Annotated in this window: 14 protein-coding genes; 2 read left to right on the forward strand and 12 right to left on the reverse strand. The window is 65.9% G+C overall.

What is annotated here, in order from left to right; genetic code table 11:
• Positions 1-4: 4 nt before the first annotated feature.
• The 8 genes from folP to G0P99_RS20560 all read right to left on the reverse strand — a co-directional run bounded on the left by folP (position 5) and on the right by G0P99_RS20560 (position 10,991).
• Entirely contained in the window at positions 5-1,003 is a 999-nt protein-coding gene (folP, locus tag G0P99_RS20525) for a dihydropteroate synthase (RefSeq protein ID WP_164132350.1), read from the reverse strand.
• On the reverse strand, positions 1,000-1,920 hold the full coding sequence (locus G0P99_RS20530; RefSeq protein ID WP_164132351.1) for a dihydroneopterin aldolase: 921 nt from the start codon (positions 1,918-1,920) through the stop codon (positions 1,000-1,002). Before G0P99_RS20530 ends, folP begins: the two co-directional genes overlap by 4 nt.
• Positions 1,921-2,020: 100 nt before the next feature.
• Positions 2,021-3,397: a multicopper oxidase family protein gene (locus G0P99_RS20535; RefSeq protein ID WP_164132352.1), complete on the reverse strand. Its 1,377-nt coding sequence runs from the start codon at positions 3,395-3,397 to the stop codon at positions 2,021-2,023.
• Between the two features lie 93 nt (positions 3,398-3,490).
• Positions 3,491-4,129 (reverse strand): cell wall hydrolase, encoded by a 639-nt coding sequence (locus tag G0P99_RS20540; protein WP_164132353.1) that lies wholly within the window; start codon positions 4,127-4,129, stop codon positions 3,491-3,493.
• A gap of 185 nt (positions 4,130-4,314) precedes the next feature.
• Positions 4,315-6,855: a pyruvate, phosphate dikinase gene (ppdK, locus tag G0P99_RS20545; RefSeq protein WP_164132354.1), complete on the reverse strand. Its 2,541-nt coding sequence runs from the start codon at positions 6,853-6,855 to the stop codon at positions 4,315-4,317.
• Between the two features lie 155 nt (positions 6,856-7,010).
• Positions 7,011-9,227, reverse strand: coding sequence for a glycine--tRNA ligase subunit beta (gene glyS / locus G0P99_RS20550; protein WP_164132355.1), 2,217 nt, complete (start codon positions 9,225-9,227; stop codon positions 7,011-7,013).
• 9 nt (positions 9,228-9,236) lie between these two features.
• Positions 9,237-10,448 carry a sodium/glutamate symporter gene (gene gltS / locus G0P99_RS20555; protein ID WP_164132356.1) on the reverse strand — a complete coding sequence of 404 codons (1,212 nt, stop codon included), beginning with the start codon at positions 10,446-10,448 and terminating at the stop codon, positions 9,237-9,239.
• Positions 10,449-10,466: 18 nt separating this feature from the next.
• A complete protein-coding gene (locus tag G0P99_RS20560; protein ID WP_164132357.1) occupies positions 10,467-10,991 on the reverse strand; it encodes a DUF6446 family protein in 525 nt (174 codons plus the stop codon).
• Between the two features lie 92 nt (positions 10,992-11,083).
• On the opposite strand from G0P99_RS20560, the gene G0P99_RS20565 reads away from it, so the two are divergent.
• Positions 11,084-11,716, forward strand: a complete 633-nt coding sequence (locus G0P99_RS20565; protein ID WP_164132358.1) for a MarC family protein — start codon at positions 11,084-11,086, stop codon at positions 11,714-11,716.
• A gap of 4 nt (positions 11,717-11,720) precedes the next feature.
• Here G0P99_RS20565 and G0P99_RS20570 read toward each other — a convergent pair whose 3' ends face one another.
• Both G0P99_RS20570 and G0P99_RS20575 read right to left on the reverse strand, forming a co-directional pair.
• On the reverse strand, positions 11,721-12,218 hold the full coding sequence (locus G0P99_RS20570; RefSeq protein ID WP_164132359.1) for an FkbM family methyltransferase: 498 nt from the start codon (positions 12,216-12,218) through the stop codon (positions 11,721-11,723).
• Positions 12,219-12,338: 120 nt separating this feature from the next.
• On the reverse strand, positions 12,339-13,274 hold the full coding sequence (locus G0P99_RS20575; protein WP_164132360.1) for a glycine--tRNA ligase subunit alpha: 936 nt from the start codon (positions 13,272-13,274) through the stop codon (positions 12,339-12,341).
• Positions 13,275-13,480: 206 nt separating this feature from the next.
• Between G0P99_RS20575 and G0P99_RS20580 the strand changes: the two genes are divergently transcribed.
• Positions 13,481-15,226: a serine protease gene (locus G0P99_RS20580; RefSeq protein WP_239059889.1), complete on the forward strand. Its 1,746-nt coding sequence runs from the start codon at positions 13,481-13,483 to the stop codon at positions 15,224-15,226.
• An 86-nt stretch (positions 15,227-15,312) separates the two neighbouring features.
• Here the strand turns inward: G0P99_RS20580 and G0P99_RS20585 are convergent, their stop codons facing one another.
• Both G0P99_RS20585 and G0P99_RS20590 read right to left on the reverse strand, forming a co-directional pair.
• Positions 15,313-16,893, reverse strand: coding sequence for a 5-guanidino-2-oxopentanoate decarboxylase (locus tag G0P99_RS20585; protein WP_164132362.1), 1,581 nt, complete (start codon positions 16,891-16,893; stop codon positions 15,313-15,315).
• On the reverse strand, positions 16,893-18,341 hold the full coding sequence (locus G0P99_RS20590) for a TrkH family potassium uptake protein (RefSeq protein ID WP_164132363.1): 1,449 nt from the start codon (positions 18,339-18,341) through the stop codon (positions 16,893-16,895). Before G0P99_RS20590 ends, G0P99_RS20585 begins: the two co-directional genes overlap by 1 nt.
• Positions 18,342-18,345 lie beyond the last annotated feature (4 nt).

Below are 18,345 nucleotides of genomic sequence, written 5' to 3' on the forward strand. Positions count from 1 at the left end.
AGCTTTAACGGACGGCAGCCCACAGACGCAAGGCCTGCGCGGTTTCGGCCACGTCGTGGACCCGCAATATCTGGACGCCCTGCGCAAGCCCCGCCAATCCAACAGAAATCGAGCCCGGCGCGCGCGCCTGGGCCAGCGGTTCCTTGCCGATGGTGCCGATGAACCGCTTGCGCGAGACCCCCAACAGGATCGGACAGCCGATGCCGTGGAACAGCGACAGGTTCCGCAAGAGCGTCAGGTTATGCACCTGTGTCTTGCCGAACCCGATGCCCGGGTCGATCACGATCTGACCGCGCGCCAGACCCGCCGCCGCCAGCCTGTCCACCTGCGCCGACAGGAAATCGTAGACGTCGAGCAATACGTTGTCGTAGTGCGGATCCTGCTGCATGGTCGCCGGATCGCCCTGCGCATGCATGATGCAGACCGGTGTGCCGGTGTCGGCGCAGAGCGGCGCCAGCCCGGCGTCAAAGGTAAACCCCGACACGTCGTTGACCAGGCTCGCACCGGCGGCCAGCGCCGCCTCGGCCACCGCTGCCTTGCGGGTGTCGATGGAAATCGCAGTGCCGGTTTCGGCCCGGATCGCCTCGATCACCGGCTCGATACGGCGGATTTCCTCGTCGACCGGCACTTCGATGGCGCCGGGGCGGGTGGACTCTCCGCCAATATCCAGCAGCGAGACGCCCTGCTCCACCATCGCCAGCGCGGCCTGCACGGCGTCGGCCACACCATAGTGCCGCCCGCCATCCGAGAAACTGTCGGGCGTGACGTTCAGGATACCCATCAGATGCGGGCGGGCCATGTCGAGCCCGGCAATCGCATCGCGCGCCCCGGTCAGCCGCTCCAGCCATGGCGCGGGAATCCCCGCGACCGGAACGACTTCGATTGCCCCGTCACGGGACAGGTGTTCGGCATGGGTGAACCACAACTCGCCACCACCCAGCGGCACTGCATCCTTGGGCCGTGCCGCGCCCTGCTGCACCAGCGGTCGGAAATAGTCGCTCACAGGTCGGCTTGCTCCACCGGCACCGCGCGCAGCGGCACGCCGGCTTGGGCAGGCAGCGCCGCGCCGATCACCAGCATTTCGCCCGCCTCGAATGTGGCGGCGAACCAGGCGGCCAACGCCACTGCATCCGAGGGCTTGGCCGAGGGGCCATCGACCGCGTCCAACACGATCTTGGACGGCGCCCAGACGCAGATCTGGCCGTTCTTCATCGCCCAGTCCAGCTCGGTCCGGGTCGACACCACCTTGCAACGGTGATCCTTCGCCGCCAGCCGCCAGGCATTCTGTTCGATCGCGAGCAGGTCGATCCGCCGTTGGGTCATCGCGTGCCCGGTCTGCGGCACCGCCAGCGCCGAAGCGCCGACACAGATGATCAGCGGCCGGTCGCGATGTTCCAGCTGGTCGATCCAGCCCTTGAGGTGCCCCGAGTCTATCGCCGCGTTCGACAGATAGACTAGGCGCGGATGCGGGCGCAGATCCTCGGTCTGGTCCACATGCAGCTTGTCGCGGCCTCGCACGATCTCGACCCCCAGCGCGCCGGGGCCGCGATCCAGCTTCTCGATGCGGACAAAGGCCCGCACAGCCTGCGGCTCGTGCAGGATCAGTTCCGCTACCCGCTCGGCCAGGGTTTCGAGCAGGTTCAACCGCTCTTCGGCCAGGGCACGGGCAATCGCCTCGGTCACCCGGTCATAGGACAGGATCCGGTCCACGTCGTCGTCGATGGGGCCGGTCAGAGGCATCACCTCGACCACCACGTTGAAACAGATGCGCTGGGTGGTGCCGCGCTCGGCCTGAAAGGCGCCGATCTCGACCTCGACCACATGATCGCGCAGCGAGATACGGTCCAGCGGACCGCGCGATGCCGTCGCCTCGGACCGTTCCGAGGGATGGGCAAAGGCGAGGCGGATTTCGGAACTCATCTGGCGGGCCTTTCCGGGGTCATGTCAATTTGGCCCTCAATAGGCGCTTTCGCCGTCCATAATATGACGACATACGCCATGCCGGCAACCGAATGCGGCATCAGGTGACGCGAAACCAGCTTGTCATGCCCGACATGGCGTGGCCCAGCATGTGACAATGCAAAAGCCACTTGCCCGGATTGTCCGCCGCCAGCGCGATCTGCCGGGTTTCGCCCGGCGGCACCAGCACAGTATCGCGCCAGGGGCCCGGTTCGCCATTTGCCCCGATCAGGCGGAAATGGTGGCCATGCAGATGCATGCCATGGTCGAAACCCGTCTCGTTGACAAAAGCGATGCGATGCAGGCTGCCGCGCGCGGCGTCGAGGAACGGGGCCTCGGGCCGGTCGGCCCGGCCATTGAGCGCCCAGAACTTGCCCAGTTGCGCCAGTTCGCGCCCACCCATCTCGGTTTCGCCCAGCAGGGCGCGGTCGAGCCAGCGCATCGCCCCGCCCTGAAGGCGCATCTCATGCAGCGGCGCCGCCGCAAGATCGCCAATCTCGGGCAGCGGATTGGGCGGCAGCGCCTCGGGCACGCCCCGGCGCGCCTGGGCCGCCTGCCCGCCCACGTCGAACCGGCAGAGGCCAAAACCGCCGTCGCGTTCGATACTCAGCAGACTGGCCGCCGCGCCGCTCTCGGCGGTGACGTCCACGAACAGGTCGGCCCGCTGCGCCGGGGCCAGCGAGAAGGCACCGCTGACCACCAGCGGTGCCTCCAACGGCATCCCGTCCAGCGCCACGATCCAGCCCTCCAGTCCGTCCAGCCCGACCTCAAGCACCCGCGCATTGGCGGCATTGACCAGCCGCAGACGCAACCGCTCGCCGTTCTTCACCTCGAAAGCCGGGTCAAACCGGCCGTTCACGGTGAACAGGTTGCCAAACCGCCCGGCATGGCTCAGGTCATGGCCGTTGTCGAAATTCCCGTCGATGGTGGCGGTTTCGGGATCAAGCCGCCAGTCGTCCAGCATCAGCACGATATCGCGGTCGATATCGGGGGCCTGCGGCTCGCCCACGATCAACGGGCCGTAAAGACCGCGCGCGACCTGCTCCATCGAGCGGTTGTGCGAGTGGTACCAATAGGTACCGGCATCCGGCACCTGAAAATCATACTCGAAACTGCCGCCCTGCGGCACCGCCTCCTGCGTCAGGCCGGGCACACCGTCCATCGCGTTGTCGATGCGGATGCCGTGCCAATGCACCGCCGTCGGCTGCGGCAATTTATTGACCAGTCGGCGGGAAACCCTGTCTCCCTGCGCGACCCGGATTTCGGGGCCGGGGGTGCCGCCGCCATAGCTCCAGATCGCGGTGTCGGGATATCCCTCGGGCGCGATCTGCTGGCGGCTCTCAGCCGCGACCAGCTCGGGCATGGCGGCAAAGGCGCGGCGCGGCAACAATGCCAACGCGGCGCCGGTCGTCAGAACCTGTCTACGGGTAAGTTTCATCGCGGGCCTCCGTGACCCGCAATATAGACGCTCTTGGCACGTCTTCCAGCATGGCTGCGCGCGGGTGCGTCAATCGGTTCCGAACCGGCCCGATCAGTTACTGGCGGTGCGCTGACCCGGGCTGTAGAACACGTGAACGCCGATCTTGGCGGTCTGGGTGAACCGCCGCGACCAGCTGGGGCGCACGGCAGTGGTGTGATAATAGGTGGCGCCGCCCGTCAGCTTTTCGGCCACCCCGTCCAGCGCCAGCCGGGCCACCTTGGCCACCCGTTCATAAGCGGCCTTCTCGGCGATCACATCCTTGCGCCCGTCACAGGTGTAGGTGAACTGGCATTGGTACTTGCGACCCGTCCCCTGCTTGATCACACCACAGGGGGTGTCGGGAAAACGTTCGCTCTGGACCCGGTTCAGGATCACTTCGGCAACCGCGAACTGCCCTTTGACAGTCTCGCCGCGCGCCTCGAAATAAAGCGCCTCGGCCAGACAGGCCCATTGCTCGCCGCCTTGCGCCTTGGGCTGTTCGTCGATCCAGGTCCGCGAAAACGACACCTCGACCGGACCCGCGTCGGGTTGTGGACGGAAGGCGTTCAGATAGTCGCGAAACCGCTTTCCCTTCGGCGCAGATTCAGCAGATTTTGCCACAGCCTGGCGCTCTGACCCTCGATCCGCCATGGAAATATTCGGCACCGCGATGGCGGCCGACAGCAAGGCTGTCAGTAGAAATCGTTTCATATCCCAAACCCCACACAAGGCAACCGCGCCGGTTCCTCCCCAGTCGGCGCAGAGGTGCCAATACCTCAGACTTTCGCAAAGGTCCAGTTTTGGAGAATTTGCAAGGGTCTATCGCCCGAAAACACAGAGATTTTTCGAACGCTGAATCGGTGCATCACCACTATATCTAGAGGTTGATCGCCAAACTATATACCAAGTTTATCCGAGATTGCCAATTGCGCCGCAGCCAGGCGCGCGACCGGTACACGGAAGGGGGAACAGGACACATAGTCAAACCCGGCAGCCCTGCAAAAGGCGATTGATTCGGGGTTGCCGCCATGTTCGCCACAGACTGAAACGGTTACTTCAGGCTTGGCCCGCCGGCCCCGTTCCACCCCCAGTTTCAACAATTCGCCCACGCCATCCTGGTCCAGCACATGGAACGGATCTTCGGTGAACACCCCTTGCCGGACATAGGCCGACATGAACCGGCCGGCGTCGTCCCGCGACAGGCCATAGGTCATCTGCGTCAGGTCGTTGGTGCCAAAACTCAGGAACGAGGCGCAATGCGCAATCTCGTCGGCGCGCAGGCAGGCGCGCGGCGTCTCGACCATCACGCCAAGACGATAGTCGAACTCCTGCCCCCGCTCCGAGGCCACCGCCGCCGCCACCGCATCGATGCGCGCCTTGACCAGTTCCACCTCACGCTTGGCCGACACCAGCGGGATCATCACCTCGGCCACCACCGGTTCGCCCTTGCGGCTGGCCTCCAGCGTCGCCTCGAAGATGGCCCGCGCCTGCATGTCGTAGATTTCGGGCACGGTCACGCCCAGGCGCACGCCGCGCAGCCCCAGCATGGGGTTGTACTCGCTCATCGCCTCGACCCGGCGGGTCACGTCGCTGACCGGAATATCCAGCGCCTCTGCCAGCTCGCGCTGACCGGCGCGCGTGGTGGGAAGGAACTCGTGCAGCGGCGGATCGAACAGGCGGATACAGACCGGCTTGCCCTCCATGATGCGGAAGAGCTGCACAAAATCCTCGCGCTGCATCGGCAACAGCCGCTCCAGCACGGCCTTGCGCCCCGCAGGCGTGGCGGCAAAGATCATCTCGCGCATCACCGTCAGCCTGCCCGGTTCAAAGAACATGTGCTCGGTCCGGCACAGCCCGATCCCCTGCGCATCAAAGTTGCGCGCAGTCTGCGCATCGGCAGGCGTGTCGGCATTGGCACGGATGCCGATATCGCGCTCGGCATCGGCCCAGGCCATCAGCGTCTGGAAACTGTCGTCCAGCGCCGCTTCCATCATCGCGGGCTCGCCCGCCAGCACCTGGCCGGTGCTGCCGTCGATGGTCAGGATGTCGCCGGTACGAAACACCCGCCCGTCGGGCGCCTTGATCATCCGCGTCTTGGTCTGGAATTCCATGTCCGAGGCGCCAACGATACACGGCAGGCCCAGACCGCGCCCGATCACCGCCGCATGGCTGGTCATGCCGCCCCGCTCGGTCAGTACCGCCACGGCGGCATGCATGCCGCGCACATCCTCGGGCGAGGTCTCGCGCCGCACCAGAACGCAGGGTTCCCCCCGCGCGGCGCTGGCCTGCGCCTCGGCCGCGGTGAACACGATCTTGCCCGTGGCAGCCCCCGGGCTGGCGGCGATGCCAGTGGTCAGCACATCGCGCTTGGCCTGCGGGTGCACCTGCCGGTGCAACAGCTCGTTGATCGAATGCGGGTCGATCCGCATCACCGCCTCTTGCGGCGGAATGATGCCGTCCTCGGCCAGCCGCACCGCGATCCGCAGGGCCGCACGCGCACTGCGCGGCACCCGGACGCCGTCGAGAATATGCACATGGCCGTTCTCGATCACGAACTCGACCTGCATCTCCTCGCGCAGTTTTTCACGCATCAGCGCCGCATGCGTCTTGAGCGCGGCAAAGGCCTCGGGCGCCACATCCTCAAGCGAGACACCGCGTGGATCCTTTTCGAGATAAAGCGCCTCGGCCCCTGCCCCCAGCGCGTCGCGCCCCTGGCTCTGGCTCAGGTAACGGCCGGTGATCTGCGGCAGCCCGGTGGCGGGCTCCACCAGTTGCAGCACGCCCGAGCCGCATTCGCCCTGGCCGACGCCCGGGATCATCTCCTGCACAACAAGGCCCAGCCCTGCATCGGCGGGCGCGCCCTTGGCCTGACGCAACAGCCGGGCCGAGGTGCCATCCCAGGCGCGCGCCATCGAGCGCAGCACAGCAGCCAGCTGTTCACCCGGATCCTGCGGGAAACTCTCGTCGGTCTCGTCCTCATAGGCGCGCAAGCTCTGGCGCAGCCCCTCGCGGCCATCGGCCTCGATCTCGTCAAAAACATCCGGATCCAGCCGCGCCACGTGAATGGCAAAGGTCTGGACAAAGCGCAGATAAAGCGCCGCCGCCGCCTCGGCCCCCATCTTGTCGCTGAGTTCAACAAAACGGGCATCGTTCATGCCGATGTTCAGCACCGCGCCGGGCCCGCCCCAATCGGGATCCTCGGAGCTGGGCCGCACGCACAGCAGCGCGGTCGGTTCGAACTGGCTGACGATGGCGGCGATATCGGGCAGTTGCCCCCGCGCGATGTCATGCACCGCCGAAAAGGAGAGCGCCACGGTGCGTGGCACCGGCAGGTCGAGCCGCACCAGCCGTTGCAGGCATTTCGCCCGCCCGCCATGGGTGGCGGTTGCCACCGGTGCGATGGCGGTGATCAACGTCGTGTTCGGATTATTCTGCACTGCGGCACCTTTTGGTTTGGGTGCAGAATAAGGGCGTTTGGGGCTGGCGCAAGCGCCATGTGCGCACAGGCGGCACCTGCGGCAGCCGGGGAAATGAGTATTTGTTACCAGAAAGAAGCAGCAGGGGGCGCCCGCCCGGCACCCGCCCGCCTAGTTCAAGTCGCTCCGCCCTCGATCCGGGTCAGATCGGCGGTGCTGGAACAGACCTTGCGGATCTGGCTGAGCAGGTTCAGGCGGTTGCGCCGCACCACCTGGTTGTCGGAATTGACCTGCACCTGATCAAAGAAGGCATCGACCGGCGCGCGCAAGGCGGCCATGGCCGTCATGGCGGCGGCGAAATCCTCGGCCTTGAGCGCCGCGTCGATTTTCGCCTGTGCCTGATCCAGCGCGGCAAACAGCGCCTTTTCGCTGTCGGCTTCGGCGAATTTGATATCGGCGCCAAAGGAATATTCGACCCCGTCCTTCTCCTCGGCCTGGGTCAGGATATTGTTGGCGCGCTTGAAGCCCTGCACCAGATTCTCGCCATCCTCGGTCGCGATCACCGCGTTGAGCGCGCGGGCGCGCTTGACCAGCAGGTTGAGGTCGTCGTTGCCCTCCATCGCGATACAGGCGTCGATCACGTCGTGGCGGATGCCCTCGTCGCGCAGGAAGACCTTGAGCCGGTCATGGATGAAGGAGAGGAGATCGGCGGAAAGATCCGGCACGTCCCCGGCCAGCGCCTCCAATGCGCCCGGATCGCCCAGCTTCTCCTTGATGGTCTCAAAGGCGGCGCCAAACACACCATGATCAGCGATCTCGTCGATCAGGTCCGACAGCGCGGCCGCGCCATTGCTGGCGTGGTACTTGTGCCGCACCAGCTGCGCGTCGATGGGTAGGTCGAGCGGCAGGCGCAGATCGTTCGTCAGCACCAGCCGGATCACCCCCAGCGCCGCCCGGCGCAGGGCAAACGGGTCTTTCGACCCGGTGGGTTTCTCGTCGATGGCCCAGAAGCCGGTCAGCGTATCCAGCTTGTCGGCCAACGCCACGGTGACCGAGAGCGGCGCGGTGGGCACGTCGTCCGAGGGGCCAAGCGGCGCGTAATGCTCTTGCGCAACCGCGGCGATGGCGGCGTCATGGCCAGCGGCCGCGATGTAATAGCGGCCCATTAACCCCTGAAGTTCGGGGAATTCGAATACCATCTCGGAACTCAGGTCGGCCTTGGCCAGTGTTGCCGCCTGTTCGGCCTGCCCGGAATCCGCGCCGACAACCGGGGCCAGTTCGCGCGCCAGCGCGGCGATGCGGCGGATACGGTCGCCCTGACTTCCCAGCTTGTTGTGGAAGGTCACGTTTTCCAGCGCGTCCGTCCAGTCGGACATGCCCGCGCGCGCCACGCGCAGATCATTGTCCCAGAAGAACTTGGCATCGGCCAGACGCGCCGACAGCACCTTCTGGTTACCGGCCAGGATGGTGGCGCCGTTATCAGCGGTCTCGCGGTTGGCCACGGTGACAAACCGTTCGATCCGGCCGGTCTTGGGATTGCGGACCGAGAAGAACTTCTGATGCTCGCGCATCGAGGTTTGCAAGACCTCGGGCGGCAGGTCCAGGAACTCACCCCCGATCTGGCCCATCAGCACGACGGGCCATTCGACCAGCCCCGCGACCTCGGCCAGCAGGCCCTTGTCATCGACCAGTTCCAGCCCGGCGGCAAAGGCCATGTTCTGGGCGTCGTTCCAGATATGCTCGGCCCGCTCGACCGGGTCCAGCACCACAAAGGCGCGTTTGAGCTTTGTCTGATAATCCTCGAACGAGGTGACGGAAAACCGGTTCGGCGCCATGAAGCGGTGACCGGCGGTGCTGTCGCCCGCCTTGATCCCGTCGATGTCGAGCGGCACCACCTCGGCCCCGGCCTCGGTGGTCAGGATACACAGGATCGACTGCAACGGCCGCACCCAGCGCAAGGACCCCGCGCCCCAGCGCATCGACTTGGGCCAGGGGAAGTTGCGGATGGTGTCTTCCAGCACCTCGGCCACGATCGCCGCCGCCGGCCGGCCCGGCTTTTCGATAGTGGCGAAATAGATCGCGCCCTTGGGCGTCTCGCGCTCTTCCAGCTGGTCGCGGCTGATCCCGGCGCTACGCAGGAACCCCTCGACCGCCTGCTCGGGCGCGCCCACCTTGGGGCCCTTGCGCTCTTCGCGCAGGGTCGGGCTTGCGTCCAGCAGCCCCTCGATCGCCAGCACAAGGCGGCGCGGCGTGCTGAGTGCCGCGGCATGGGCATAGGTCAGGCCCGCCTCGACCAGACCGTCAGTGATCCGCTTTTTCAGGTCCTCGCCGGCACGCGCCTGCATGCGGGCGGGGATTTCCTCGGAAAACAGTTCGATCAGCAGGTCGGGCATGGTCGGTCCTTAGAAATTGACGATCATCTGGATGACGACCGCATTGGCGATGTCCACAAAGAAGGCGGATACAAGGGGGAGCACGATAAAGGCAAGAGGCGACGGACCATAGCGCTTGGTCACGGCCGTCATATTTGCAATCGCGGTCGGTGTGGCGCCCAGCGCAAAGCCACCGAACCCCGCCGCCAGCACCGCTGCGCGGTAACCGCCGCCCATCGCGGGGAACAACACCAGCAGGATGAACCCCAGGGCAAACAGCGTCTGAAGCGCGATGATCACCGCCAGCGCCAGGCCGGTCTCGGCAATGGTCCAGAGTTGCAGGCTCATCAGCGACATCGCCAGGAACGCGCCCAGCGCAAATTCCGAAATCAGCGCCAGCGTCGGCGTGCGCGACACGCGCGGGGCGCGCGGAAACAGCGCCGTGCGCAAGTTGCCCACCACGATGGCGGTCAGCAGGCAGGGCACGAAGAGCGGCAGTTTCAGCCCCATCTGGTCAATGCTCTCATACAGGCCATACCCCAGCAGGATCGAGACGTTCAGCGTCAAAAGTACCCGCATCAGCGACTTGTGGTCGATCCGGGGCGGTTCCTCGTCCTGCTCGTTGGGCAGACCAACGGTCAGTTCCTCGTCCGGGCGGTTCGGGGTCAGCTTGCGGCTGTCCACCAGATAGGTGGCGATGGGCCCGCCGATCAGCGCCGCGATCACCAGACCCAGCGTCGCCACCGCGACCCCCAGCTCGGTGGCCGCAGGCAGGCCGGTCACCCGCGCCACCTCGGGCGCCCAGGCGATGGCGGTGCCGTGTCCCCCGATCAGCGCGGCCGAGCCGAACAGCACCCCCGACTGCGCCGGAAACCCGAAGACCACCGCGCCCAGCACCCCGATGACATTTTGCGCCACGATTGTCAGCAGGGTCAGCACCAACAGGATCGCCAGCGGCTTACCGCCCGCGATCAGATCGCCAAGCCGCGCGTTCAGCCCGATCCCGGTAAAGAACAGCACCAGCAGGAAATCGCGCCCGGTCAGGTCAAAGGCCAGCTCGATCCCGAACCCGGAATAAAGCCCCAGTACCACCAGCGAGGCCAGCAATCCCCCCGTCACCGGTTCGGGGATGCTGAACCGTTCCAGAAACGGCAGCCGGTCGTTGATCCGCACACCGATCAGATAGACCGCCAGCCCCAGGGTCACGGTCATGAAGGCGGATATGTGCAGCGTTTCTGTCACCTGTCCCGGCCTGTCGCCTCAATTCTCGGGCCGGGCCGGGCATTCCTCGCCGACCACGGTGCCGTCATAGGCCTTTTGCCCGCAGTTGTTCAGCACATGCCAGGCATAGCCCCGCCCAGCCTCGGTCACGGCGACAATCCGGTCGACGCCATAATGCACGTTCTTGGCCCCCAGATAGGCCCGCGCGCGGCCGCTTTTCAGCGCCTCGTCGATTCCGCCCGCATCATAACACTCGAACCACGCGGGCGCGGTCAGCGGCTCGGGGTTCTCGACCGGGGTATAGGCCGCGCTCAGCGCATCGAGATCAAGCGGGGTGGTGAAACAAGCACGGTAACGAATGGGGGAACTGTCGGCGTCGATGGCCTGAAATCCTTCATAGGCGATGACCTCCGCCCGGTCGCCGCCCTGTGGCACCAGCGTCACATCCTGCCCCGGGCGCGGCTCGACCTCGTAATAGTAGCCGTAGACCTGAAGATAATACATCGACAGGCCGGCGCTCACGGCGCACAGCGCCAGCAGGATAACAAGAACTTTGCCGGTCATGTCTCTCTCCTTCTGCGCCGCGCGCTTTCGCCGGGCGGCAGAATCGTTCAGGGTGGGCTTTGATCTGTGCGCATAAATGTAGGAGACCGGCCGTGGATACCAGCTTTGCCGTCACTTTTTTCGGCGCGCTCTTCGCGATCATGAACCCGGTTTCCAGTCTGCCGATCTTTCTGAGCGTGACCGAAGGCGCCCCGGCGGCGGTACAGCGTCAGATCGCGCTGAAGGTCGCGCTCTATTGCTTCGTGCTCGGCGCCGCCTTTGCCCTGGCCGGTACACAGGTGCTGACGCTCTTCGGCATATCGACCGACGATTTTCGCGTCGCGGGCGGGCTGGTCGTCCTTCTGCTTGCGCTCAACATGCTGAACGGCGACGAAAGCAGCTCGCATCACGGCACCGATGACGAAAAACGCTCCTATCCGGCGCCGGACGCTGTGGCCTTCTACCCGCTGACCTTTCCCATCATCGTCGGGCCGGGCACCATCACCACGCTCATCGTCTATGCCCACCAGGCGACAACGCCTGCGCATGTCACCGCCTTTGCCGCGGTCTTTGTCGGGATGGTCGCGCTGCTCGCGCTGACCTTCTACAACGCGCCGGCGCTGGCGCGGCACCTGTCGGGAACCGCCCGCGTGATCATGAGCCGCCTGATGGGGATGATCCTGGCCGCCATCGCGGTCGGCATGATCGTGACCGGTCTCAAGACCCTGTTGCCCGGCCTGGCCTGAGCCGTCAGATCCAGTCGAGATTGACCTTCGACGGTGAAAACCGCCCGGCCATGCGCGTCTTCAGCGCCCGAAACCGGTCGCGCAGGTCCGAAAACTTGCGTTCATGGATCTCGACCAGCTTCACCCGGATCGGCGCAAAGAGATCCCGCGCGTCCATCTCTTCCAGGATATCCAGCTCCGCCCCCTCGATATCCATTTTCAGCATCGCGATATCGCCGTGATCGGCGATCAGCCCCTCCAGAAAGGCGGGAGAGCGATCATCTCGACCTCGATCACATCCGCCGCATCCGCGCTGATGCCGCGCCCACCGGGAAGTGTGGTGCAAGATCGAATTGGGCGCAGCGCTGAACCGGCGTTCCAGCAGCGAATAGGCATAAGGGTCGGGTTCGAAACAATGCACGGTGGCGCCCGTCGCCGACAGAACCTCTGTCACGTCGCCCTCATTGGCGCCGCAGTCGATCACCACGTCACCGGGCCGCAGCATGGCCGCCGCCCCGGTCATGAAGCCCTCGCTTTGCGCCGTGCCAACCTGCCGTTTCAGCTGCCGCCGCGCCTTGCGCAGCTTTTCCTCATAGCGCTCGCGCGTCGCCTCTTCTATTCGGATGCCTCTGCCCTGATGTCCTCAGGCGGCAGCATAGCCCCCGGCGGTCGTCTGCACAAACGCATCCGCGCATTGCTTGGCCAGCGCCCGCACCCGGCCGATATAGGCCTGCCGCTCGGTTACCGAGATCACGCCGCGCGCATCCAGCAGGTTGAAGATGTGGCTTGCCTTGATGCACTGATCGTAAGCCGGATGCGCCATCACGATGCGCTTGCCGGTCTTGGGGTCGTCATGGGTTTGCGCCAGGATCGCGGCACATTCCGCCTCGGCCTCTTCGAAATGCCGCAGCAGCACTTCGGTATTGGCCACGTCGAAGTTCCAGCGCGCATATTCCTCTTCGGTCTGCTTGAACACGTCGCCATAGCTGAGCGGAATAGGTGACTGCGGATCGTTAAACGGCATGTCCATCACATGGTCGATGCCCAGAATGTACATCGCCAGACGTTCCAGCCCATAGGTCAGCTCACCCGAGACCGGCGCGCAGTCATGCCCGCCCACCTGCTGGAAATAGGTGAACTGGCTCACCTCCATGCCGTCGCACCAGACCTCCCAGCCCAGACCCCAGGCGCCCAGCGTCGGGCTTTCCCAGTCGTCCTCGACAAACCGGATGTCATGCAGCGCCATGTCGACGCCGATCGCCTCCAGCGAGCCGAGATACAGCTCTTGCAGGTCGGGCGGGCTCGGTTTGATCAGCACCTGGTACTGGTAATAATGCTGCAACCGGTTCGGGTTTTCGCCATAGCGCCCGTCGGTCGGACGGCGCGAGGGCTGCACATAGGCCGCGGCCCAGGGGCTGCTGCCCAGCGCGCGCAGCGTCGTGGCCGGATGGAACGTGCCCGCGCCCACCTCCATGTCATAGGGTTGCAGGATGGCGCAGCCCTTCGAGGCCCAATAGGTTTGCAGCCGCAGGATGATTTCCTGGAAAGAGCGCGGTGCGGAGCGGGTCGTGTCGGTCATCGGGCGGCCTCGGGCGCTGGAAAACGGGTCGCGCCTTTCCTATGCAAGCGGGGGGGCAGCGTCAACGGCGCTTGTGGCGGCACGCCCGCCGCCGCTGCGATGATTGCGCCACACCCGTTTTTCCCCTGTTGCCGGGCATGGCATTTGCGCCAAATACCTGCATAACCTGCTTCAACGATACGTATTTGAAGGTACGGAACCAAAGAATGACCAGACTGTTTGCTGTAATCCTGTCCCTTGTTTCGCTGATTGCCTCGCCGCTCTTTGCCCAATCGGATACCGATGTCGTCTGGGTCCAGATCGAGGCGCAACCCAATCTGAGTACCGCCCAGGCACGGGCTCAGGATTATGCCGGCAGCCTGGGCGATGTGGCCGGGTTCTCGCTGGGCGGTGGCTGGTACGGCATCGTGCTGGGCCCCTATCTGCGCCCCGATGCCGAACAGGTGCTGCGCGTCTACCGCGCCGAGGGCCGTATCCCCCGCGACAGTTTCATCGCCCTCAGTGCCGGGCTGGGCCAGCAGTTCTGGCCGATCGGCGCCAATGTCCTGGGTCAGGGCGCGGTCAGCGCCCCGGTTGAACAGACGGCCGAACCCGCCGCCCCCGCCACTCCCGCAGCGCAACCCGAACCGGCCGACGAAACCCCGGCCGAGGCGCGCCGCAGCGAACAGGCGCTCAGCCGCGAGGAGCGCCAGGCGCTGCAAACCGCGCTTCAGGCGGCGGGCTTCTACAACGCCGCCATCGACGGCGCCTTTGGCGCCGGGACCCGCCGGTCCATGGCCGACTGGCAGAGCTTCAACGGGTATGAGGCGACCGGCGTGCTCACCACGCTCCAGCGCAGGGCGCTGATGGACCAGTACAACGCGCCGCTGATCTCGGTCGGCATGGCGCGGCGCTACGACTCGCAGGCCGGGATCGAGATGGACATGCCTCTTGGCGCGGTGCGCTTCAGCCGCTACGAGCCGCCCTTTGCCCATTACGAGGCCAGCGGCGACGAAGGCATCCGGGTGCTGCTGATCAGCCAGCCGGGCGACAAGGCGACGCTGTTCGGTCTGTATGACATCATGCAGACGCTGGAAATCGTGCCGCTCGACGGCCCCCGCGAACGCGGCAGCGACAGCTTCACGCTCGAAGGCCGCGGCAACGGCATCGTCTCCTATACCGAGGCGGCGCTCGCCAATGGCGAGATCAAGGGCTTTACCCTGATATGGCCGCAGGGCGACGAGGACCGGCGCGCCCGCGTTCTGGCGGCGATGAAAGAGAGCTTTACCCGCACCGAGGGCGTGCTGGACCCTGCCGCAGGCGGCGATGCCGAACAGCGCGTCGACCTGGTGTCGGGCCTCCAGATCCGCAAACCGCGCCTGTCGCGCTCGGGCTTTTATGTCGACGGCAAGGGCACGGTGATGACCGTGGCCGAGGCGGTGACCGGCTGCACAAGGGTGACGCTGGATCATGATTACGAGGCACAAGTGATCGACACCGACGCCGGACTTGGCGTCGCCGTGTTGCGCCCGGTTGAGCCGCTGGCGCCGATGCAGGTGGCCGATCTGGCCACCGACGCGCCGCGCATCAACGCCGAGGTGGTGCTGTCGGGCTTTTCCTACGAGGGCGTGCTGGGCGCACCGACGCTGAGCTTTGGCACGGTGGCGGATGTCTCAGGCCTGCGGGGCGAGACGGAACTTGCCCGGCTCAGCCTGACGACCCAGACCGGCGATGCCGGCGGGCCGATCCTGGATACCAGCGGCGCGGTGATCGGCATGTTGCTGGCCGAACCGGCAGGCAGCCAGCAACTGCCCCGCGACGTCAGCTTTGCCGCCAAGGCGCAGGCGCTGCGCGACGTACTGACCGTGGCGCAAGTTCCGGCACGGGACGCTGTCGGCACAGGCACCGTCACGCCCGACGAGATGAGCCGCCGTGCAGACGGGATGACGGTTCTAGTCAGCTGCTGGAACTAAGGTCCGCCCGAGCTTCAAGGCTGGGGGCGCTGCCCCCAGACCCCCGGAGTATTTCAGACCAGAAAGAAGCCAGACCCGCGCCGCGATCAGGCGTCGCGCAGGTCGGGGGTGAGACGGATCAGCGTCGGCCACGGGCGTGACAGCGCCGCGACGACCTCGGCCTGCATGTCCGCCAGCGTGGCCGGGGCGGCAGCGGCGGCACCGTAAGCCTCGGCCAGTTTCACGAAATCGGGATTGCGCGCCACCACCGCGTTGGGGGCGATCTGGGCCCGGGTCATGCTGTCCTCGATCTCGCCGAGCTTGCCGTTGTCCCACAGGATGATGGGCAGCGGCAGCCCCAGTTCCACCGCCGTGCCCAATTCCTGCACCGTGTACTGGAACCCGTAATCGCCCGCGATGGCCAGTGTCGGCTTGCCGCGCCGGGCCACCGCCCCGCCGATGGCGGCGGGCAGCGCATAGCCCAGCGTGCCGAACCCGGTCGGATGGTGCCAGTGCCCCGGCAGGGCCATGTCCCAGACCTCCTTGGCGACATAGGCGAACTGGGTCATGTCGGAATAGATCATCGTGTCATGCGGCAGCGCGGCGCGCAGGGCATCGGCCACCCGCGCGATGCCGGGGCGTTCGGCCTCGACCTCGGCCCGCCAGCGGGCGCGCGCGGTGGCGACCTCCTCCCGGCTCCAGCCGGTGGCGGGACGCGCGGTCTCGGTCGCGGCCCCCAGCGCGCGCGCGAAACTGTCGGCATCCGCCAGCAGTTTCACCTGGGCGCGCTGCGCATCGGCCAGAACGCCCGCGTCGATATCGACCCGCGCCAGCATCGCGGAATGGCCCAGGTTCGGCCGCCAGAGATCGACCTCGGCCAGTTCGGTCCCCACCGCCACCACCAGATCCGCCGAGGCGATCACCTCGGCCGAAGATGGCCGCGCCAGGGCGGCGCCGAAATCGAGCGGATAGTTAAGCCCTACCAGACCGCGCCCGGCATAGGTGGTCATCACCGCCGCGCCGAGCTGGGTCAGGATCTGCCGCCAGAGCAGCGACCGGGCACCGCCGCCCAGGATGAACAGCGGCCGCCGTGCGAGGTTCAGCAGCGAGACCACCGGCCCGACCTCGGGCGGCACCGCCCGCGCCCGCCGAGCCGGCTGGTTCGGGAAGGGCGCCGGATCGGCCTCGGCCTCCAGCACCGGGACCGGCACCTGGATATGCTTGGGCCGCGGGCGCGCGGTCTCGAACTCGTCAAAGGCGCGCTCGACCAGGCCATAGACAGCCCTGGCGCCGCGTGCCTCCTCGGACCAGTCGCAGACGGTGGCGGCGGCGGCGCGCTGGTCGCGCATCTGGTGCAGCTGGCCGCGCCGGGCGGCGGTTTCGTCCAGGCAGGAGGAGATCACCAGCATCGGCACCGAATCCGACCAGGCCTGCCCCATCGGTGTCAGGATGTTGCACAGGCCGGGCCCGGTGATCACATAGGCCACGCCGGGCTGGCCGCTGGCGCGGGCATAGCCGTCGGCCATGAACCCCGCGCCCTGTTCGTGCCGGGCCAGCACATGGGCGATACCCGCCTCCTCGATGCCGCGATACATCTCCTGGTTATGGACACCGGGAATACCGAAGATCACCTCGACGCCGCGATCCCGCAGCATATGGGATATCTGCGCCCCAAGCGGTCGTTTCATCAGGCTCTCCAGAATTGCAGGGTAAACAGGACATAGACCGACAGCACCTCGAGCCGACCGATCAGCATGCCCGCGCTCAGCAGCCATTTGGCGGTGTCGTTCAGGCCGCTGAAATTGCCCGCCGGGCCGATCTGGTCGCCCAGCCCCGGACCGACATTGGCAATCGCTGTGGCCGCCCCCGACAGCGAGGTGATGAAATCGAGCCCGGTCAGCGACAGCGCCCAGGACAGGATGCCCAGCGACACGATGAAGAAGACGAAAAAGCTCATCACCGAGCTCAGAACATCAGGCCCGACCGCGCGCCCCTGATACCGCGGCAGGAACACGCCATGCGGCGAGCGGATGCGCTGAAGCTGGGTCTTGATCGACGCAAACAGCAGCTGGTAGCGGAAGATCTTGACCGAACAGGCGGTCGACCCGGCGCAGCCGCCGATCAGCCCGATCACAAAGAACATGGTGATCAGAAGCGGCCCCCAGTTCATGTAATCGACACTGGCATACCCGGTGCCCGAGATGATCGAGGTGATGTTGAACAGCGCCTCGCGAAAGGCCTGTTCGATATGGTGCGGAAAGATCGAGGTGAGCACGAAAGTGGTCGCCACCACCAGCACGCCGATGACGATCAGAAACACCTGGATCTGGCTGTCCCTCAGGATCGGGGCGGAGTGGCCGTTCACCAGCTGCACATAGCGCACGAAGGGCAGCGCCGCGAGAATCATGAAGACCGAGGCCGCATATTCCGCCGGACCCGAAAAGGTACCGAACGAGGCGTCGTAATTCGAGAAGCCCCCGGTCGACACCGTGGTCATCGCATGCACCAGCGCATCGAAGAAGTTCATCCCCAGCGCGGCATAGACGGTCAGGCAGGCAACGGTCAGCCCCACATAGATGACGGTGATCTGGCCCGCGATCTCCTGCGCGCGGGGCAGGATCTTGCCCATCGTGTCGAACCCTTCGGAGCGGAAGATCTGCATCCCGCCCACCCGCAGCTCGGGCAGGAACACCATCGCCACCACGATGATGCCGATACCGCCCAGCCATTGCAGGATTCCGCGCCACAACAAGAGCCCGCGTGGCAGGGCGTCAAGCCCCGAGATCACCGTCGAACCGGTGGTGGTCAGCCCAGACATCGCCTCGAAAAACGCATCGACAAACCGCAGCTCGGTCGCCCCGAACACAAAGGGGATCGCGCCAAAGATCGGCAGCGCCACCCAGACCAGGGTGGTCAGCAGAAAGGTCTGCTGGATCGTCAGCCCTTCGCGCACCCCGTTGGCGCAGCTCAGCGCCATCAGCCCGCCGGTCAGCACGCTGATGATGCCGCTTTGCAGAAAGACATGCCATTCGCCGCGCCCGTCGATCACGTCGACAAACATCGGGAACACCATCGTCGCGCCCAGAATGGCGACGAGCAGACCGATCACATATCCGACGGGGCGAATGTCCAACATGGGG

This window comes from Ruegeria sp. PrR005, from assembly GCF_010500245.1.
Taxonomy (GTDB): domain Bacteria; phylum Pseudomonadota; class Alphaproteobacteria; order Rhodobacterales; family Rhodobacteraceae; genus Ruegeria_B; species Ruegeria_B marisflavi.

What these genes read in the sequence shown, in the direction of transcription:
- G0P99_RS20570 (WP_164132359.1), bottom strand. Translation starts at nt 12,218, where the DNA reads ATGACCGGGGCGGCGGCCATGCTGCGGCCCGGTGACGTGGTGATCGAC.
- G0P99_RS20575 (WP_164132360.1), bottom strand. Translation starts at nt 13,274, where the DNA reads ATGACCGACACGACCCGCTCCGCACCGCGCTCTTTCCAGGAAATCATC.
- G0P99_RS20590 (WP_164132363.1), bottom strand. Translation starts at nt 18,341, where the DNA reads ATGTTGGACATTCGCCCCGTCGGATATGTGATCGGTCTGCTCGTCGCC.
- G0P99_RS20585 (WP_164132362.1), bottom strand. Translation starts at nt 16,893, where the DNA reads ATGAAACGACCGCTTGGGGCGCAGATATCCCATATGCTGCGGGATCGC.
- G0P99_RS20540 (WP_164132353.1), bottom strand. Translation starts at nt 4,129, where the DNA reads ATGAAACGATTTCTACTGACAGCCTTGCTGTCGGCCGCCATCGCGGTG.
- glyS (WP_164132355.1), bottom strand. Translation starts at nt 9,227, where the DNA reads ATGCCCGACCTGCTGATCGAACTGTTTTCCGAGGAAATCCCCGCCCGC.
- G0P99_RS20535 (WP_164132352.1), bottom strand. Translation starts at nt 3,397, where the DNA reads ATGAAACTTACCCGTAGACAGGTTCTGACGACCGGCGCCGCGTTGGCA.
- G0P99_RS20580 (WP_239059889.1), top strand. Translation starts at nt 13,481, where the DNA reads ATGACCAGACTGTTTGCTGTAATCCTGTCCCTTGTTTCGCTGATTGCC.
- G0P99_RS20560 (WP_164132357.1), bottom strand. Translation starts at nt 10,991, where the DNA reads ATGACCGGCAAAGTTCTTGTTATCCTGCTGGCGCTGTGCGCCGTGAGC.
- G0P99_RS20530 (WP_164132351.1), bottom strand. Translation starts at nt 1,920, where the DNA reads ATGAGTTCCGAAATCCGCCTCGCCTTTGCCCATCCCTCGGAACGGTCC.